General features: G+C 62.4%; 15 protein-coding genes. 10 read left to right on the top strand and 5 right to left on the bottom strand.

The features are described 5' to 3' along the window. Positions 1–71 precede the first annotated feature (71 nt). Together LFT44_RS09280 and LFT44_RS09275 are read right to left on the bottom strand one after the other, a co-directional pair. Positions 72–458, bottom strand: coding sequence for a nuclear transport factor 2 family protein (locus LFT44_RS09280; RefSeq protein ID WP_236802451.1), 387 nt, complete (start codon positions 456–458; stop codon positions 72–74). A gap of 119 nt (positions 459–577) precedes the next feature. Then, complete coding sequence (locus LFT44_RS09275; protein ID WP_236802449.1) at positions 578–1,480, bottom strand: amidohydrolase family protein; 903 nt, start codon at positions 1,478–1,480, stop codon at positions 578–580. Positions 1,481–2,896: 1,416 nt separating this feature from the next. On the opposite strand from LFT44_RS09275, the gene LFT44_RS09270 reads away from it, so the two are divergent. From LFT44_RS09270 to LFT44_RS22070, 6 genes are all read left to right on the top strand, one after another. Beyond that, positions 2,897–3,955, top strand: coding sequence for a LacI family DNA-binding transcriptional regulator (locus LFT44_RS09270; RefSeq protein ID WP_236802447.1), 1,059 nt, complete (start codon positions 2,897–2,899; stop codon positions 3,953–3,955). A 268-nt stretch (positions 3,956–4,223) separates the two neighbouring features. Then, positions 4,224–5,444 (top strand): ABC transporter substrate-binding protein, encoded by a 1,221-nt coding sequence (locus LFT44_RS09265; protein ID WP_236802446.1) that lies wholly within the window; start codon positions 4,224–4,226, stop codon positions 5,442–5,444. Positions 5,445–5,544: 100 nt separating this feature from the next. Beyond that, positions 5,545–6,372 carry a carbohydrate ABC transporter permease gene (locus LFT44_RS09260; protein ID WP_236802444.1) on the top strand — a complete coding sequence of 276 codons (828 nt, stop codon included), beginning with the start codon at positions 5,545–5,547 and terminating at the stop codon, positions 6,370–6,372. Next, positions 6,369–7,277 (top strand): carbohydrate ABC transporter permease, encoded by a 909-nt coding sequence (locus LFT44_RS09255; RefSeq protein ID WP_236802442.1) that lies wholly within the window; start codon positions 6,369–6,371, stop codon positions 7,275–7,277. The genes LFT44_RS09260 and LFT44_RS09255 overlap by 4 nt, the downstream gene beginning before the upstream one ends. 32 nt (positions 7,278–7,309) lie before the next feature. Continuing rightward, positions 7,310–9,433 carry a beta-galactosidase gene (locus LFT44_RS09250; protein WP_236802441.1) on the top strand — a complete coding sequence of 708 codons (2,124 nt, stop codon included), beginning with the start codon at positions 7,310–7,312 and terminating at the stop codon, positions 9,431–9,433. A gap of 205 nt (positions 9,434–9,638) precedes the next feature. Then, entirely contained in the window at positions 9,639–10,097 is a 459-nt protein-coding gene (locus LFT44_RS22070) for a ParB family protein (RefSeq protein ID WP_336885642.1), read from the top strand. 244 nt (positions 10,098–10,341) lie between these two features. On the opposite strand, the gene LFT44_RS09235 is transcribed toward LFT44_RS22070, so the two are convergent. After that, positions 10,342–10,656, bottom strand: a complete 315-nt coding sequence (locus LFT44_RS09235) for a CHY zinc finger protein (protein ID WP_236802439.1) — start codon at positions 10,654–10,656, stop codon at positions 10,342–10,344. Further along, complete coding sequence (locus tag LFT44_RS09230) at positions 10,653–11,312, bottom strand: biotin transporter BioY (protein ID WP_236802438.1); 660 nt, start codon at positions 11,310–11,312, stop codon at positions 10,653–10,655. Before LFT44_RS09230 ends, LFT44_RS09235 begins: the two co-directional genes overlap by 4 nt. Positions 11,313–11,663: 351 nt before the next feature. On the opposite strand from LFT44_RS09230, the gene LFT44_RS09225 reads away from it, so the two are divergent. The 4 genes from LFT44_RS09225 to LFT44_RS09210 all read left to right on the top strand — a co-directional run bounded on the left by LFT44_RS09225 (position 11,664) and on the right by LFT44_RS09210 (position 17,546). Further along, complete coding sequence (locus LFT44_RS09225; RefSeq protein WP_236802436.1) at positions 11,664–13,409, top strand: L-lactate permease; 1,746 nt, start codon at positions 11,664–11,666, stop codon at positions 13,407–13,409. A 52-nt stretch (positions 13,410–13,461) separates the two neighbouring features. After that, positions 13,462–14,862 (top strand): FAD-binding oxidoreductase, encoded by a 1,401-nt coding sequence (locus LFT44_RS09220; protein WP_236802434.1) that lies wholly within the window; start codon positions 13,462–13,464, stop codon positions 14,860–14,862. A 75-nt stretch (positions 14,863–14,937) separates the two neighbouring features. Next, positions 14,938–17,121 (top strand): malate synthase G, encoded by a 2,184-nt coding sequence (locus tag LFT44_RS09215; protein WP_236802433.1) that lies wholly within the window; start codon positions 14,938–14,940, stop codon positions 17,119–17,121. Beyond that, positions 17,118–17,546: a GlcG/HbpS family heme-binding protein gene (locus LFT44_RS09210; protein ID WP_236802430.1), complete on the top strand. Its 429-nt coding sequence runs from the start codon at positions 17,118–17,120 to the stop codon at positions 17,544–17,546. The genes LFT44_RS09215 and LFT44_RS09210 overlap by 4 nt, the downstream gene beginning before the upstream one ends. A 69-nt stretch (positions 17,547–17,615) precedes the next feature. Here LFT44_RS09210 and LFT44_RS09205 read toward each other — a convergent pair whose 3' ends face one another. Then, positions 17,616–18,320: a FadR/GntR family transcriptional regulator gene (locus LFT44_RS09205; protein WP_236802429.1), complete on the bottom strand. Its 705-nt coding sequence runs from the start codon at positions 18,318–18,320 to the stop codon at positions 17,616–17,618. Between the last annotated feature and the right edge of the window lie 101 nt (positions 18,321–18,421).

Genomic DNA, 18,421 nt, shown 5'->3' with positions numbered 1-18,421 from the left:
GCCCCTGCTGCACTGCCGGAACAAATTCCGGCAGTGCAGCAGTTATGGAAACGCCGATGGCGCAGAAGCCCTCAGCCTGGGAGCGCGCCGGGAGTGACCTGGTTGTTCCACTGCCAATGCGCCGTTGCTCTTCCCTCCGCGTCCAGGGTTACCACCCAGAGATTGTCGAAGGTTCCGAGAGCGGGATAGGTCCCGGTCCCCTGCCCAGCAAAGGTGTCCCCTGTTAGGTGCAGCAGCTTCCACCCGAAGGTCCAAGACCCTGTCCCAGCCCACCCCGCCCGCATCTTCCAGCCCGCGGCAATCTCGTCCAAGCCATTCCAATCGGTCTCGTAGGGGCGTTCGTGGAATTCCGCGTCGCGGGCATAAACGGTGGCAATGTCATCCAGCCGGTTGGTCCTCCATGCCTGGACATACCGATGGATCCATCCCGTGGCCTCAGACTCAGTTATGACATTCAATTGTTTCTCTGCCTATTCACAGCATCAGTATGTAACCCGTAGATACGCGGTAGAAGGCCGCACCAGCAGGGGTGGCGCACTCCTGGGTTCCCAATTCCCGCTGCTCGATCGGAACAGCGTTAAGGCAGCTGGTCCAGCCGCAGGAGTGCCCGCGGCGTGTGCCAGAGGGCATTCTTCATCCATCGGCTTCCGAGTCCCCAGCTTTCGAGTACCTGAATCTGGTGGCTGTAGGAATAGGGAATCGAGGGGAAATCCGTCCCGAAGACGACTTTGTGGGATAGCCCAGCAAGGATGTCCACATAGCCGGGCGGGATCGGGGCGACCTGTTCCATGTAAGAGGTGCCCACCATAGTGGTGTCGAGGTAGACATGGGGATTGTTTGCGGCAAGCTCGGCGAACTCCCGGTACTCCGGCAGGCCTGCGTGGGCGATGATGAGCACCAGTGCGGGATATCTCCTGATGAGTTCCCGGATAGGTTCAAGTCCGGTGTATTCCCCGGCGTGCGGACCGTTGCCGCAGTGAATGACGACCGGCGCAGCAGAGTCCTCGATGAGCTTCCAGGCCGGTGCAAGCTGAGGGTCCAGGGGTGAGAAACCACCCACCTGGATGTGGACCTTGAAGATCCGCGCGCCTTGTTTCAGGCTTTGCCTGACGACGTTTTCCACGTCTGGCTCTGGGTAAAACGTCGCGGAGTGGATGGCGTCAGCGTGGCTCAAGGCGAATGCTGCCGAGTAGTCATTGAGCCACTGCGCCATACCGGGGCGGTGCGCATAATTCAGGGTGGTGAAAGCCTTCACCCCCATGTCCCGCAGAATCCGCACCCGTTCCTCTTCGGACGCCCGGTAGGTGATGGGCCAGGCGGGAGCGCCGCTGTCCGCCACACGGTCAAAGAACGCCCACACCTTTTCCAGTACCTGGGAAGGCATGAAATGCACATGCAGGTCAATGATTCCCGGCAAGCCCAGTGAGTCCAGGTACGGACGGATCTCCATGTCTAACCGCGGTGCAAGTGCTACAGCCAAGCCGAACCTCCTGCGTTCCATATCCTGTCGGCGCTTGAGCGTCGTCAACCCCCGATGGAGCTCACCAAAGCAAGAGGACTCTTCCGCAGGCGCGGCAGATTCATTGCCCACCCAAGCATATGTACAGTCCCACTGCTACCGCTTATGGCAGGCGGCGGATAGGGCGTGGCGGTGTCGGCGTCTTTGACGCTCGTCGCGCTGGACGACGGCAGGGTCCGCATCTGCCGCCGGCCGCTCCGGCGACGGCTTAGGCCGCCAGGGGCACCGTGCCGGCCTCGACAACGAGCGACTGCCCGTCGCCCGAGACGGCCACCAGTGCGCCGGACTGGAGGTTCGACGGAGGCCCAGTGCATTTAGTCCGGCGGCCGATCATCAGTTCAGCCCACGGGGTTCGGTGTGCGGATGTGGGTAGTGGATGCAGGTTGGCTTATGGTCGATGCGGTACAGCACCATGTTGCCGCAGTGCTTGCACGTCCAGTCTTCAGGCAGGGTCATTCCGTTGGTCTTTCTCTTGGGTTGTGCTGGCAGCAGCAGATGCAGCAGTACGTCTCATGTGGACGAGCGCGCCCGTGCAAATCAGCGCCGTTGCCCGCGCATTTGATGATGGCATTGCCCTCGCGCGCCGGTCCCGGGGCTTGGTCCGGAATGGCGCGGCGATGATTTCCCGTCAGCTCATGCTTTCCGTTTTTGCGTATGGCAATCGCACCGGCAGACCCCTGTCCACGATGGACGGATTGCAGCTCCTGCCGTCACAGTTACGGTGGTGAGTGGATTAGGACTTAACGATGGCCAGGTGGCGGCCAAACGACACTTCAGGTCGACGGGGCTCCGTGTTGCCCAGCATCATCCCCGCGTTCCGCACGCTCACAGCGGAGGATCACAGGATGGTGTGACCCCCGGGATGCACGCGCCATAAGTGCAGACGCACACGCACAGCAGGGGCTTTCTCAACCAAGGGGATCGGTCCCATACCTGCTGCATGAGTAGGTCACCGCCAAGCTTTCGCTAGCAGGACTTGGTTTACTGTACGCCCATACCGGAGCTGGCAGGGCGAAATCCGACTCTTACAGCCAAAGTTCGACACTCGCCCCCTGCTTATGCCGGAAAGCTGGGATACCTAGATTCATAGGCACGCCACAGGTCCCCGTTCTGCCCGTTGTCGGAGCGGCGAGCGAGAAGCTGCAGAGCGACGTGGCGCATGAACGCTTCCTTGCACCGCTAGCTGATTGGGAGCAATGCCAAATGGTGCTGTTCACTTTCCTCCGGGACGATGCCGGGGCGTCGAGGTGGGGCGAGACCCGAGGGCACTCGAACTTCCGCCGCTCCGAACCTAGACGTAGATCTTCGGTAACAGATTGATCACGAAGGCATTAAAAGTCATTGACAGCGCTGTCAGTAAGAGAGTTAGATCACTCCATGGATGACAGCGCTGTCAAAACAGGTCCGCAAGAAGTTTCAAAACCCGCGCTGCCGCGACTGGCTGATGTCGCCGCCCATGCGGGTGTCTCGGCCAAGACGGTGTCCCGGGTTGTGAACAATGAAGCGAACGTCCGGCCACAAGTCCGGGAGCAGGTTATGCGTTCAGTCGCAGCGTTGGGATATCGCCCGAACGCAGCAGCGCGTGCCCTAGTCACGCAGCGCACGCACCAGATCGGCCTCATCGCGACGGCGAGTTCGCTGTACGGTCCGACAGCGGGACTCTTCAGCCTGGAGCAGGCCGCCTGGAAGGCCGGGTACGGCTTGACGCTCACCACCGTCAGGGAGGCGTCTGAGGCGGAGCTTGAAGAGGCGATTCGCTACTTGGGCGTGCGTGGCGTGGAGGGCGTGATCGTTTCCGGCGTAGCGGGGATTCTGAATCTGGCATCGTCGTCCCTGGTCGACATGCCTCTAGTCAGCACCAGTCCTATTGCAAGCGACTCAGTGAAACACGTATTGGTCGACTCGGACCAGGTGGCCGGCACGAGAGCCGCGGTGCGTTATCTCTACAACTCCGGGCATCGTCGCATTGCACACCTCGCCGGCCCGTTGACCTGGGACTCTGCCGCCCGGCGTCGCGACGGATGGCTGCAAGAACTGGAGGACCTGCGACTCGACCCCGGCCCCCTCCTTGAAGGTGACTGGTCACCCAAGTCCGGGTATGAAGCGACGCTGACGCTCGATCGAAGCTCGGCGACTGCCATTGTCATCGCCAATGACCACATGGCGATGGGCGCTATCCGCGCCTTCACAGAGAAAGGCATCTGCGTACCGGATGACATGTCAGTGATCGGCTTCGACGACGTCCCTGAGGCCGCCTACCAAATGGTTCCACTCACGACGGTGCGCCAAGATTTTTCCTCCGTCGCGGAACGTTCCGTCGGCGAGCTGATTCATCTAATCGAAGGACGCTCCGCGGAAAACACCAGCATTCACCTTCCCACTGAGCTGATCGTGCGGGCATCCACTGCACCTTGCCTGGGCAATCCGGCTGACTGATCAGCTTCTCCAACTCCCGTAAAAACGAACACCACCCACGTTCCCCGGCGCAGCGGCGCGCCGACCTTACGGGCCAGCTGCCGCACCCTTATCACCGTCCCAATAGAAAGCAGAAGCCATGTCACGAGATATTTCACGTCGCTCCATCCTGGCCGCGTTCCCTTTGGCTGCCCTGAGTGTTAGCGCTCTTACTGCCTGCAGCGGCGGGACGTCCTCCGCGTCAGGCGGTGCCCCCTCCCCCGTTTCCCAGTCTGACGTTGATGCAGCGATGAAGAAGGACACGAAGCTGACTTTCTGGACGTGGGTGCCCGATATCCAGAAAGAAGTGGACATGTTCCAAGCCAAGTACCCGGCCGTGAAAGTCGAGGTCGTGAACGTCGGCCAGGGTGGCGCCCACTACCAAAAGCTCCGCGCGGCAATCCAGGCGGGAAAAGGTGCCCCAGACGTGGTGCAGATGGAGTTTGACAAACTGCCTTCATTCACCCTTACGGACAACCTCCTGGACCTGACCCCGTATGGCCTAGCCGACCTGAAGTCCGACTACCCGGCTTGGGTTTGGGACGGGGTAACGCCAGGTGGCAAGGGTATCTACGGCGTTCCACAGGACACGGGCCCGATGGGCATGCTCTACCGCGAAGACCTGTTCACAACCGCCGGAATCACCGTCCCCAAGACGTGGGACGAGTTCGCCGCCGCAGTTTCAAACTATCGGGGCAAGAACTCAGCAAGCATGCTCGTCAACTGGGCCCCCAGCTCTGAGGCAAACATGCTGGGTCTATTCTGGCAGGCCGGCGGCCGGCCCTTCTCCTACGACGGGACCAAGAATGTCAAGATCAACCTCACAGGCGACGCGGCGTGCAAGAAGGTTACCGCCTTCTGGAACGATCTCTTCCGTTCAGGGAACATTGGTAACGAACCCGACTTCGCCGACGCCTGGTATCAGGGCTTGAACAACGGAAAGTACGCGGCATGGCTGACCGGTGCCTGGGGTCCGGTCTTCTTGCAGGGAACAGCGAAGAGCACGGCTGGCAAATGGCGCGCGGCACCATTGCCGCAGTGGGATCCGTCCAAGCCGGCCAGCGGCAACTACGGCGGTTCCACGGACGCGGTCCTCAAGTCCAGCGAGAATCCCATTGCCGCCGCCATGCTGGCCCGTTTCATCAACACCGATGAAAAGGCGGCACTGACCCTGGCCAACGAACAATTCCTCTTCCCGCCGTCGACGAAAACGCTCAAAAACCCTGCCTTCGCTGACGCCACAGCAAGCTTCTACGGAGGCCAGAAGGTCAACCAGCAGTTCACCGACATCGCCTCGACCGTCCAGGAGGGCTTCCAATTCCTGCCCTTCAACGACTACGCCGCCAGCAGCTACGACAAGACCATGGGCAAAGCCATCGGCGACCGCGGTGACCTCAATGCTGCGTTGTCCGCCTGGCAGGATGACCTGGTGCAATACGCCAAGGGACAGGGCTTCACCGTTGCAAGCTGAGACTCGCACCCCGCAAGCACCACAGGCCTCAGGCAGGAAACCCGCGAACATCGCGCGCCGACGCCAGCACGTGGCGGCCTATACTTTGTCCCTTCCGTTTATGGTCGCCTTCGCATTGATGATCGCCATACCTCTCGTGTATGCCGGCTATCTCTCCTTGTTCAAGAAGCAACTCATCGGCGGCGTCTCCTTTGTCGGCATGGACAACTACTCGCGTGCCCTGACCGACCCGTCTTTCCTGGGTGGGGTGGGGCGTATGGCCCTGTTCCTTGTCATCCAGGTACCGGTCATGCTCGGCCTGTCACTGCTGTTCGCCCTCATCCTGGACAGCGGCATGCTGCGCCTGCAAAAGTTCATCCGTCTCGGGGTGTTCCTGCCGTACGCGATTCCCAGCGTCATCGCCACATTGATGTGGGGTTACCTGTACGGGAAAGACTTCGGCCCGTTCGCGCAACTTGCCAAGTCCCTCGGGCTTCCAGCGCCGGACTTCCTTGCCGGGGGCAACGTCCTCTTCTCGATCATGAACATCGTGACCTGGGGATTCGTCGGCTACAACATGATCGTCATGTACGCGGCCCTCAGGTCCATACCCGCCGAACTGTACGAAGCGGCAAGGGTCGACGGCGCCAGCGAGTTCAGAGTGGCGTGGTCGATCAAGATACCCGCCATCAAGGGCGCCTTGCTGCTGACCACGATCTTCTCAGTCATCGGATCGTTCCAGCTCTTCAATGAACCGAACCTCCTGCGGGTTATCGCCCCAGCAGCCATTGGTCAGGATTACACGCCGAACATGTACGCCTTTCAGCTGTCCTTCGTCAATCAGGATGCCAATTACGCTGCCGCTATCGCTTTCCTGCTCGGGATCGTAATCATGGCCGTCAGCTACGGAGTCCAGTTGACCACGAACAGAAAGGAGATGGCATCGTGACCGCCACAACTGCTGACCGCCTCACAACACGAAACCAGACCACGACTCCACCTCGGCGCAAACGATCAGGCCGCAGCACGCTCCTTACCGTCGCCATGCTGCTGTGCCTGGTCTATTTCCTCCTGCCCATCTTCTGGCTCGTAGTTGCCTCCACCAAGGCAAACGAGGATTTGTTCAGCAGTTTCGGTCTCTGGTTCTCCCACATGAGCCTCGCCGAGAACCTGAACAGTGTCTTCACCTTCCAGAACGGCGTCTTCATCCACTGGATGGTCAACAGCCTCATCTACGCCGTCGTCAGCGGTCTAGGGGCATCAGCGCTGGCCACCGCTGCCGGCTACGCCTTCGCCAAATACAGGTTCCCCGGTGGGAACGCAATGTTTACCATCGTGCTGGGCGCAGTGATGATCCCGATGACGGCCCTTGCCATCCCGACCTACCTGCTCTTCGCGGGAGCGAACCTGACCAACACCCCCTGGGCAGTGATCCTACCCTCGCTGGTGAGCCCATTCGGTGTGTACCTGATGAGGGTCTACGCTGCCGATGCTGTCCCGGACTCACTCATCGAAGCAGCACGGGTCGACGGCGCAGGTGAAATGCGTATCTTCTTCCAGATCGTTCTCCGGCTCCTCGTACCCGGATCCATCACGGTATTGCTCTTCGCGCTAGTGGCGTCGTGGAACAACTACTTCCTGCCCCTGATCATGCTCAACAGTCCTGAACTGTTCCCGCTTCCCGTTGGCCTTGCCCAATGGCAGGCAGCATCGGCGGCAGGTTCCGGATCCCAGGCTCTGTTCTCCACGGTCATCACCGGGTCACTGGTCTCAGTGCTCCCCCTCATGGCCGCGTTCCTGTTCCTCCAGCGCTACTGGCAGTCCGGCCTCGGCACCGGTGCCGTCAAGGCCTGACCTACCCCTTCCCTAAACGAAAGTAACAATTCATGTCTGAACGACCTCGCAAAGTGCTCTTCGGCGCAGCTTATTACCACGAATACCAGCCCTCCCCCCGCCTCGAGCAGGATCTCGATCTCATGGCAGCGGCCAACATGACCGTGATCCGTGTCGGTGAATCCACCTGGTCCCAGTGGGAGCCAGAGGACGGCAAATTCGACCTGGAATGGATGACCCCTGTCCTAAACGGGGCCCGCGAACGCGGCATCTCCGTGATCCTTGGCACCCCGACCTACGCCATTCCAATGTGGCTTGCCCGACGCTACCCCGAGATCGCTGGAGAGCCAAAGACCGGCCACCCACTAGGCTGGGGGGCGCGGCAGGAAGTGGACTACACCCACCCCGCTTTCAAATTCCACGCCGAACGCATCATCCGCAAAATTGTCCAACGCTTCGCGACGCACCCGGCCGTTATCGGCTACCAGGTCGATAACGAGCCGGGCCTGCTCGCGTTCCATAACCGCGGCGTCTTCCAGCGCTTCACGGACGAGCTCCGGCACCAGTACGGAACGGTGGAGAACCTCAACAAGGAATGGGGCCTCGTCTACTGGTCCCATCAGCTCTCCACGTGGGCTGACCTCTGGACACCGGACAACAACGCCCAGCCGCAATACGACCTCGCTTGGCGCCGCTTCCAGGCCCGGCTCACCACCGAATTCCTGCAATGGCAGACCGCCATCGTCAGGGAGTACGCTACCCCGGAACAGTTCGTGACCACCTGCATCGCCTACGACCGGCCCTCACAGCACGATCAGGACATGACCCGGGCTTTTGACGTCACGGCAGGTAACCCCTACTACGCCATGCAGGATGCTTTCGCCATTCCGCCGTCGAACAGCACGCCCCAGGGGTGGGCGACGAGCGGCGCCTGGACGCTCTTCCAAAGCGGTGACCGCATGTACTCGTCCAAGCAGGCCCCGTTCCTGGTCACCGAGACCAATGCGGGAGCCATCGGCGGATCAGCAATGCAGTACCCGGCGTTTGATGGCCAGTGGCGCCAGGCTGCCTACGCTTTCATCTCCCGCGGCGCCGAGATGATCGAATACTGGCATTGGGCCACCAACCACTACGGCACCGAAACATACTGGGTCGGGGTCCTCCCGCACGACCAGAAGCCCGGACGCGTGTACCGCGAACTGGCCCAACTGGGAGCTGAACTTAAAACTGCCGACAAAGCCTTGGTCGGCCTCACACCGGATGCAACCATCGGCATGATCTACTCAAACGACTCCAAGTGGGGCCTGGCCGGCCAGCCCTGCTTCCTGTCCGAGGCCCCCATGACGGGAGACGAACGCTCCTACCAAAAAATCTTCGAAGCCTTCTACCAGGGTGCCTTCCATGCAGGAGCCCCGGTCCGCATCCTGCACGACCGCCAGATCATTGGCACTGAAGGGCAGGGCCTCGACCCTGCCCAAGTGGCCAAGGACCTGCCCGTCCTGATTGCCGCCGGCCTGTACATAGCCGATGACGGACTGCTGGACTGGCTGCGGGTCTACGCGGAAGCCGGTGGACACCTCGTTCTGGGCATGCGAACCGCATACGCCGATCACGAAGCGCGCGCCCGGCTCGAAACCAAACCCTCCCGCCTCGCTGAACAAGCAGGGGTCAGCTACCAGGAATTCTCGCAGCTCGCCCGCCCGCTTGAACTGAAGGCAGCATATGGATTCCAGCTCTCGCCGGGAAGCCTCGCGACCCGCTGGATCGACTACCTTGAGCAGCACGACGGCGGCACTGCCCTTGCCAGCTACCTCCACCCGCAGTTCGGCCGCTACCCCGCCATCACCACGGCGGCGGCGGGGGCCGGAAGGATCACCAGCGTCGGCACGCTACCGAACCCGGAACTTGCAGCAGACCTGATTCGCTGGTTGACACCGGATCACAACGTGGGGTGGGAAGACCTGCCCGAGACCGTCACTGTTCACTCGGCGACAAATGCCGACGGCGGCCGCCTGCACTTCGTGCACAACTGGGGCTGGGAACCTGTCACGGTTGCGGCGCCGGCCGCCTTGGATGACCTACTCGATGCGGAAAAGACCAACCTCACCAAGATTGAGCTCAAAGCCTGGGACGTGCGCGTCCTCACCGAACCCCTCAAGCAGGAAACCAAGAACTAACTGGCTGGAGCACCGGGAGGAGTGCCGGTCATTCGGCCTCCTCCCCGGCCGGCTGCTTGGATACTGGCGCCATAGGCGGGTTCGCGAGCGTTGGGCCCGCCGCAGACGACCGTCCTACGGCCGCTCTCAATCAAGAACTCACACGGGAGACCAATTGCAGACCAGAGCACGCATGGTAGATGTGGCCTTCGAAGCTGGCGTCTCAGTGGCTACCGTTTCCAATGTCCTCAACCACCCCGAGATTGTCATCCCCGGTACTCGGGAGAAAGTAAGGAAAGCGATACGTGCCCTCCAATACACGCCGGTCACGCAGGTTCCCCACCGTTCTGAGAAAAGGCAGAGGACACGCCAGCCCAACCCCAATCCCGTCCTGATGACCAAGCCGGAAGGACGCGAATCTTCAAAGGCGAGACCCGCTGCTCACATCAACCCATATTTCACTGATGTCCAGGCTGCGCAGGTGCGGGCGGCACTTGAGGCTGCCGGGCCGGGAGAAGGGTATGCCTCGCTCTCTGACCTGGTGGTCGCCGCGACGATGGAGGAAGTCAAGCGACTGCAACGCAAGTACAACGAGGGGCGGGCTTGGCCGGGCATCCCTGCCGGGAAAATCCGGCGAGGACGGCCCACCCGGGGTGAAGCTACAACGCGTAAGGACTGGTCCTGAGCCCTGCAACAATCTAAGTGCCAACCGGCAGGCTATGCGTTCCAATGAAAAGGCCAGTTTCACAGTGGTTGGCACCACGCAGAGGCATGCCCATGAGTGACTGAATGCCAGGTCGACAAAAGGCTGACGAAAGGCCACTCCTTCTCATTTCCGTAACTCTTGCGGCTTGAGAAAATCTCCTGTTGAAGATTCCCGCGGCTCCACAATGGACTTGGCCCGGGAAGGATCCATCAGATGGCCTCCGTCACATGGTCTGGAAGTAAAGGTGGGAGTGGGCGGCGCACCTTTCGTTCAGGCGAGCCGCGCAGTTTGGGCACGATGTGGTTGCCAGATAAGCGTGGATGGACATCTCGCATTTGCAGACGCCGCACAGGACTGCTGACTCTGACCACAGCTCCCTTGGCCATGTTTGGGGCTTGTGACCTGCCTCTTCCTCATGGCAGAGGTGGCAGGGATAGTACCGAAGACAGCACTTGAACTTTATGGCTATCACATCCACGTCGGTGCGGTAGTGAATGCAGCGGGTTTGGTCGTCTACGGTTCTGCCGAAAACTTTCATAGCGCCGGCCTCGCGTACTTCACGCGGCGGACAAGGATGTCAGGGAAGGCCCTGTGCACAGCCACGGCCGCAACGGATGCTACGGCGTCCTTCACAATATCGCCCGGGTAGAAGATCAGATCACTGGCGAAGGCAGCCTGCCACGACAGTTTGAGGTTCACCATCATGCCGAGCACGCCTGGCATGTGCGATGCGACAACAGTCACCACGATGCTGGCGAGGAAGAACCATAGGCCGCGCCGCCTGGCTGGGAGGCGCCGGATGACTTGCTCCGCAGCGATGCCAACGAGAAAGGCCGCGAGGAGGAACCCCACTATGTAGCCGGCGGATCCGCCAGCGAGGACCTGCAGGCTCGCTCGGCCGCCCGAGAAGATCGGCAGCCCAACGAATGCAAGAAGGAGGTATAGCGCTACCGCGGCGACGGCACGCGACCCGCCAAGGACGAGGCCGGTCACCATGATAGCCAGAGTCTGCAGCGTGATAGGCACCCCGAAACCTCCCACGGGGATGCCCGGGACGATCGCAGAGGCTGCGATTAAGGCGGCGAACACAGAAATAAGGGCCAGAGACTGAGCGTCCCCCAACCGACGCGGCCTTCCCGGCCCTGCCTCGGCGGGGCGGCTGGCTGCCGAGGTTCGTGTCGTCGGTTGGCTCATGGTTCCTCCTGTGGTCCTTGGCGGCGGCCTTCTCCGAAGAAGGCTACTTAGCACCGCCCAAGGCCTTTTTGTAGCAAAGCCACGACAGGGCCGATGAACTTTGGCGCGATGGCTACAAGCGGCCACTACCTTGTCGCGTTGGCTACTTCACTTAAGCAGTAGGGGGTTTCCTATTTGCCACTGGCAGACAGCCAAGGCGCGTGGGCCCATGTGGACGTACCACTGTGGATGAACCACACCAAAAAACCATTGACCGCATTGTGACGTGGGGCATAGTATTCAAACCGCGCCTCCCACTTTCCATTTAGCGGAAACCCTCTTTCATTTTTGTTGCAGACAAAGGAGTCTTTTGTGACAACGTTCCACCAGGTTGTCGATCCTCTGGGATCGCTGGTCCTTGGGGCAGTACTCGCGGCCCTTCCGCTCATCCTTCTGTTCATCCTTCTCGGCGTTTTCAGGACCAAGGCCTGGAAGGCTGCTGTTGCGAGCCTCGCCCTTTCCATCGTGCTGGCTGTCACCGTATGGCGGATGCCCGTCGGCCAAGCCCTCAGCGCGACTGCCGAGGGTGCTTTCTATGGCTTTTTCCCGATCCTGTGGATCCTGATCAACGCCTTGTGGGTCTATAAGCTCACAACTGAAACCCGGTGGTTTGAAGTGCTGGGAGCGACAATCCGGTCCGTTTCAAGCGACCTTCGCATCCTGACAATCCTGATCGCATTCTGCTTCGGCGCGCTTCTGGAGGCCCTGGCAGGGTTCGGCGCGCCCGTGGCGATCACTTCGGGCATGCTGATGGCAGCGGGTATGAGGCCCCTCAAGTCCGCAGCCGTCTCGCTCCTGGCCAACACCGCACCCGTGGCCTTCGGCGCCATGGGCTCTCCCGTGATCGCCCTCAGTGGCGTCACCGGAATCCCGCTTGCAACCGTTTCGTCCATGGCCGGCCGGCAGACTCCGTTCCTGGCGCTCATTGTCCCGCTTCTGCTGGTGTTCATCGTGGACGGTAAACGCGGCGTCCGCCAGACGTGGCCCGCCGCAGTTGTCGGGGGAACAGTATTCGCTATCGCTCAGTTCCTTACCTCGAACTACTTCACTGTCGAACTCACGGACGTCCTCGCCGGTATCTTTGCCATCGCAGCTGTCCTGCTTCTGCTCCGGGTGTGGAAGCCCGCCCAGACAATGACGGCCGATTCTGCGGCCGTGGAGGGGGAACCCGAATTCAGCGCGCTGGGCGCTGGGACGGCGGCCGTGGCCGGGCGGGCAGGAGCGTCAGTGGTCGACGGCGGCACGGCCGGTGGAACGGGACGGCCCGGCCAACTACCTCGAGGGTCAGCGGTGGAACAGGGTGTTTCCACCCGCCCCTTGCCCCGGGAGATCTGGATGGCGGTAGCGCCCTACCTCATCATCATCGCGGTGTTCTCCGTCTCCCAGATACCGGCGGTCAAGTCCTGGCTGACTGCCGCCGGCGGCTTTTCGTTCAGCTGGCCGGGGCTCGACGTCCTCGGCGAGAACGGCAAGCCGGTCTCGTCGCAGACCATGCGTTTCGACCACCTCAAGGCCACCGGGACGCTCCTGCTCATCTCTGGTCTTATCACGCTCGCCCTTTACCGGATTCCATTCGGTGCAGGCGTGAAGATCTACATCAAAACGCTGGCCATGCTCCGGTGGACGATCTTGACCGTATGCTCCGTGCTGGCCCTTTCGTTCGTCATGAACCTCTCGGGTGAAACCGCAACCCTCGGCGTCGCCCTCGCCTCGACCGGCGGGCTCTTCGCAGTGCTCTCTCCAGTGCTGGGCTGGATCGGCGTTGCGCTCACCGGCTCGGACACCTCGTCGAACTCATTGTTCGGACAGCTCCAAGTGACTGCTGCCTCGCATGCCGGCCTCTCGCCGGTGCTGATGGCCGCCACCAACTCCTCCGCCGGCGTCCTGGGCAAGATGCTCTCCCTGCAGAACCTCGCCGTGGCCGCGGCCGCCGTCGGGATCGAAGGGCTCGAAAGCACGCTGTTCCGCCGGCTCCTGGGCTGGAGCATCGGCCTGCTGGCACTCCTTACCGTCCTAGTCCTGCTCCAGACCAACGTCCTCGCATGGATGGTGCCGTGAGCAACCGCACGGCACCAATTCCATCCCCTGCATAACGACCGGAAGGCCCATCATGACCGTTAAGACAGCCTCGACCCCCGCTCCGCACGCAGCGGCCAGCCCCTCGCCCACTGCTGCCGTGCTGGCAGCGCACCCACGGGCGACCACGGATGCCGAGGCGCGCCAAGCTGCGGCCACGGACCGCTCCGGCTACGTCCCCACCACAGTTCCGGACGGGGTGGTTATCGCCCAAAGCGTTGACGACGTCGTCGAATTGCTGCGCCTCGCCCACGCCGCGCAGGTCCCCGTAGTCCCGCGCGGAGCAGGGACCGGCCTGGCCGCAGGGGCCAGCGCGCGTGCGGGCGAGATCGTGCTCGACGTCTCCCGCATGAACCGTATTCTGTCCATCGACCCGGTGGAAATGATTGCCGTCGTCGAACCTGGAGTGCTCAACGCCGAGGTCAATGCCGCGGCCGCCCGGCACGGGCTCTTCTATGCACCCGACCCGGCGAGCACCGCAATATGCTCCATTGGCGGAAACATTGCCACGAACGCGGGGGGCATGTGGTGCGCGAAGTACGGAGTGACCCGTGAATCGGTACTTGGGCTGACCATTGTCCTGGCAGACGGGCGAATCCTGCGCACGGGCAGGAAGACGATCAAGGGCGTCACCGGCTATGACCTCAACGCCCTCTTCATCGGCTCGGAGGGAACCCTGGGCGTGGTGGTAGAGGCCACCCTTCGCCTGCGGCCGAGGCCCGTGCGGACGGAGACCCTCGCCGCCTACTTCGCCGACATCGAGGCAGCCGGCCGCGCTGCCTCCGCCATCACTGCTGCACGCATCCAGCCCTCGATCCTGGAACTGATGGACGGCCCCACCCTTGAAGCCGTCGACCTGGCTGAGGGCACCAGGCACCGCGAGCTCGGCGGTGCCTTCCTCCTCGCCCAGACAGATGGCTACGGTGCCCACCTCGAGCTCGACGAGATCGTCCAGGCGATCAGTCCATTCGCCACGTCGGTCCACCGCGCCGCCGATGCCGCTGAGGCCGCAGCCCTGGTCAAGGCCCGGCGCGACGCCATCCCGGCCCTGGAAAAGCTCGGGCGCGTATCGATCGGTGACATCGCCGTTCCGCGGGACCGGCTCGCCGATGCCTTCGCCGGACTCGAGGACATTGCGTCCCGTACCGGGGTGCGGATCTTCAGCGTCGCCCACGCAGCTGACGGGAACCTGCACCCCATGCTCGTCGTCGACCCTCACGAGCCCATAACCGAGGGCCCTGCAAAGGCCGCGCTCGGGGAAATGTTCCACCTCGCCCAGCGACTGGGCGGAACCCTGACAGGCGAACACGGGGTGGGGCTGCTGAAACGGGAATGGGTCGGGGAGGAAATCGGCGAAACGTCCCGCTCCCTTCAGCAGGCAATCAAGGACGTCATCGATCCGGCAGGGATACTCAACCCCGGCAAAGCCATCTGAAACAGGGCGACGAAGGCCCGTCTTCAAAATTAGAAATTTTCATAACACCGAACCCCTTTATAAGGAGCAAGCAGTATGTCGTCGCATGTGAAGACAAATGGACTCACCGTCGCCGGAGGCCTTTATGCCTTCGTCCGGGATGAGGCACTCCCCGGCACCGGGATCGAGGAGGAGGCGTTCTGGGCTGGGGCAGCATCGGTGATTGAGGAGTTCTCCCCGCAGGTGCGGGAATTGCTGGCAACCCGTGACCGGTTGCAGGAGCAGATCGACGAGTTTCACCGCACCCACGCAGGTCCCGGCGATCCTGAGGCGTACGAGGCCTTCCTCCGTTCGATCGGCTACCTGGCGGAGGAACCAACGGACTTCAGTATCACCACGGAGCGTGTGGACCCGGAGATCGCCACAGTCTCCGGCCCTCAGCTGGTCGTACCGCTGTTGAACGCGCGCTTCGCCACCAACGCCGCCAACGCCCGTTGGGGTTCCCTCTATGACGCGCTCTACGGCACAGACGTGATCGATGAGGCGGAAGGGCGTGAGCGCAGCGGCGCCTATAACCCCGTCCGGGGTGCTGCCGTCGTGGCCATCGGCCGGCAGTTCCTCGACGAACACACTCCTCTAGCGTCCGGCTCCCACGCCGACGTGACGGCGTACCGCGTGGTCGACGGCGCCCTCGTTGCCGAAAATGCCAACGGCACCACCCGTCTCACCGAACCTTCACAGTTCGCGGGTTACGGAGGAACCTCAGCGGAACCGGACGCCGTGCTGCTGGTGCACCACGGTCTGCATGTTGAAATCCAGATCGACCGGAACCATCCCATCGGAGCCGGCGACCAGGCAGGCGTGAAGGACATTGTCCTGGAGTCGGCCGTCACCACGATCATGGACCTCGAGGACTCGGTGGCGGCAGTGGACGCCGAAGACAAGGTGGAAGGCTACCGGAACTGGCTCCGCCTCATGCAGGGAACGTTGACCGCTGACGTCGAGAAGGGCGGCAAGACCTTCGCGCGCCGGCTCAACCCCGACCGCGTTTACACGGCACCGGACGGATCGGAGCTGACGCTGCCCGGCCGCTCCTTGCTGCTTATCCGTCAGGTGGGTCATCTGATGACCAGTGACGCGGTCCTGGACGCAGCCGGCAACCCGGTACCCGAGGAGATCCTTGACGCCCTCTTCACCGGCCTTGGCTCTGTGCACGACCTGCGCGGACCCAACGCGGCAAGCAACTCCCGGACCGGGTCGGCCTACATCGTCAAGCCCAAGATGCACGGGCCCCATGAAGTAGCCGTGGCCTGCGCCCTGCTCACAAAGGTGGAATCCGTCCTGGGCCTGGACCCGCTGACCCTCAAGATCGGCATTATGGACGAAGAGCGCCGCACCTCCGCGAACCTCAAGGCGTGCATCTGGGAGGCCCGGGACCGGGTGGCGTTCATCAACACCGGATTCCTGGACCGGACCGGAGATGAGATCCACACGTCGATGTTCGCCGGACCGATGGTCCGCAAGGCTGACATGCGCTCCACCAGCTGGATCAAAGCCTACGAAGACGCCAACGTGGACATCGGACTCGAATGCGGTTTTGCCGGCCGGGCGCAGATCGGCAAAGGCATGTGGGCCGCGCCGGACAACCTGGCGGACATGCTGGAGCAAAAGGTTGCCCATCCCCTTGCCGGCGCCGACTGTGCCTGGGTCCCATCCCCGACCGCGGCGACACTGCACGCCATCCACTACCACCAGGTCGACGTAGATGCCCAGCAGGCACAGCTTGGCCAAGCGCGCCGCTCCACCCTGCGGCAACTGCTCACCATCCCGGTGGGAGATCCGGCAAGCTGGGACGAAGATGCCCGGCGCAGCGAACTGGACAACAACATCCAGAGCACCCTGGGCTATGTCGTCCGCTGGGTCAACGCCGGCATCGGCTGCTCCAAGGTCCCGGACATTCACGGCACGGCGTTGATGGAGGACCGCGCCACCTGCCGGATCAGCTCCCAGCACATTTCCAACTGGCTCCTCCACGGCGTTATCACCGCGGAGCAAGTGGAGGATTCGCTGCGGCGCATGGCCGAGGTGGTGGACGAACAGAATGCCGCTGATCCGGATTACCTGCCGCTATCGCCGTCATTCGACACCGAAGCCTTCCTGGCCGCCCGGGAGCTCGTGCTCACGGGCGCTGCCCAGCCCTCCGGGTACACCGAACCAATCCTCCACCGCCGCCGCGAAGCGCAGAAACACACCACCGACCTTGCCAGGAGCGCATCTTGAGCCTTAACCTCGACACCGCCCAATCCATCATCGCCGAGGCACTCGCAACAGGGCAGCAGCACGGCTTCAAGCCGCTGACCGTCGTCGTGCTCGATCCGGGAGGACACGTTATCGCCGCCGCCCGGCAGGACGGCGCTTCGAACAACCGCTTCGAAATTGCCCACGGCAAGGCATATGGAGCCCTCGCCCTCGGCATGGGGTCACGGGCCCTCATGGAACGGGCCGAGCAGCAGGCCTACTTCATTGCGGCCGCAGCTGCTGCCATCGGCGGGCGTCTCATCCCGGTGCCCGGCGGAGTACTCGTCCGCGGCAGCGACGGCGAAATCCACGGTGCCGTCGGAATCAGCGGCGACAGCTCCGACAACGACGAGACCGCAGCATCCAAGGCGATCCAGGCCGCGGGGCTCACAGCACAAGTGTCCTAAGGCAATCCGACTACCCAACGCTTCCAGCCGCCGGAGAGAAAGTGTCCGGCGGCTGGCGCGTGTCCGGGCTTACCGGGCCTGACCGTAGAACCAGTCGATGTGTTCACGGACGAGACGGGCCGCCACCGCCCCGTCCCGTGCCTCAACAGCATCGAAGATACCGTGGTGGTGTGCCCGAAGGACATGAACCACTTCCTCCCATGCCCCCTGCCGCGCCGCTGCCTCGCTGATATAGTCGCGGATCGCCTCGCGCATCGACTCCATCATCGTGCTCACCACGACGTTGCCTGCCAATGCACTGAGGGCGACATGGAACTGGGCGTCCAGGAGGGTGAAGATTTCAGAAGGCAACCCTTCATCGTCCATCGCCTCCAGCAGCAGCCGCGCGTCATCGAGTTGCTCAGGAGTCCACGAAACGGCAGCGGCATGCTCAAGCGCCCACGTCTCAGTCATGATCCGCGCCTCCACGATGTCCTTAAGGGGAAGCTGCTGGCTCGCAACGTGCATGCGCAGGGCTCCGCCCAGGGCATGCGATGGGTTCGAGACCACAACAGTGCCTGAGTTTGGCCCCGACCCCGTCGAGGAACGGACAACGCCCATCACTTCAAGTGACCGGATAGCGTTCCGCACGGACGCGCGTGAAATCCCGAACTGCTCCGCCAGGGCACGTTCGCCAGGCAGTCTGTCACCGATCTTGATCGCCCCTGAGCGCAGGCTCTCCTCTACATGGCGCAGCACAGCGTCGTGCACCCGGACCGCGCCAAATTCAGTCATGGAACAATCATGCCGCAGCAGGTCGCTCCCCGGGGTAACAGTGAGAGCGCAATCAACGGTCAACATAAATGTACAAGAAATTGTTGACAATCCTGAATGTA

Source organism: Arthrobacter sp. FW306-05-C (assembly GCF_021801725.1).
Taxonomy (GTDB): Bacteria; Actinomycetota; Actinomycetes; order Actinomycetales; family Micrococcaceae; genus Arthrobacter.
The sequence above is the reverse complement of the archived record's forward strand: the minus strand, read 5'-3'. Positions and strand labels throughout refer to the sequence as shown.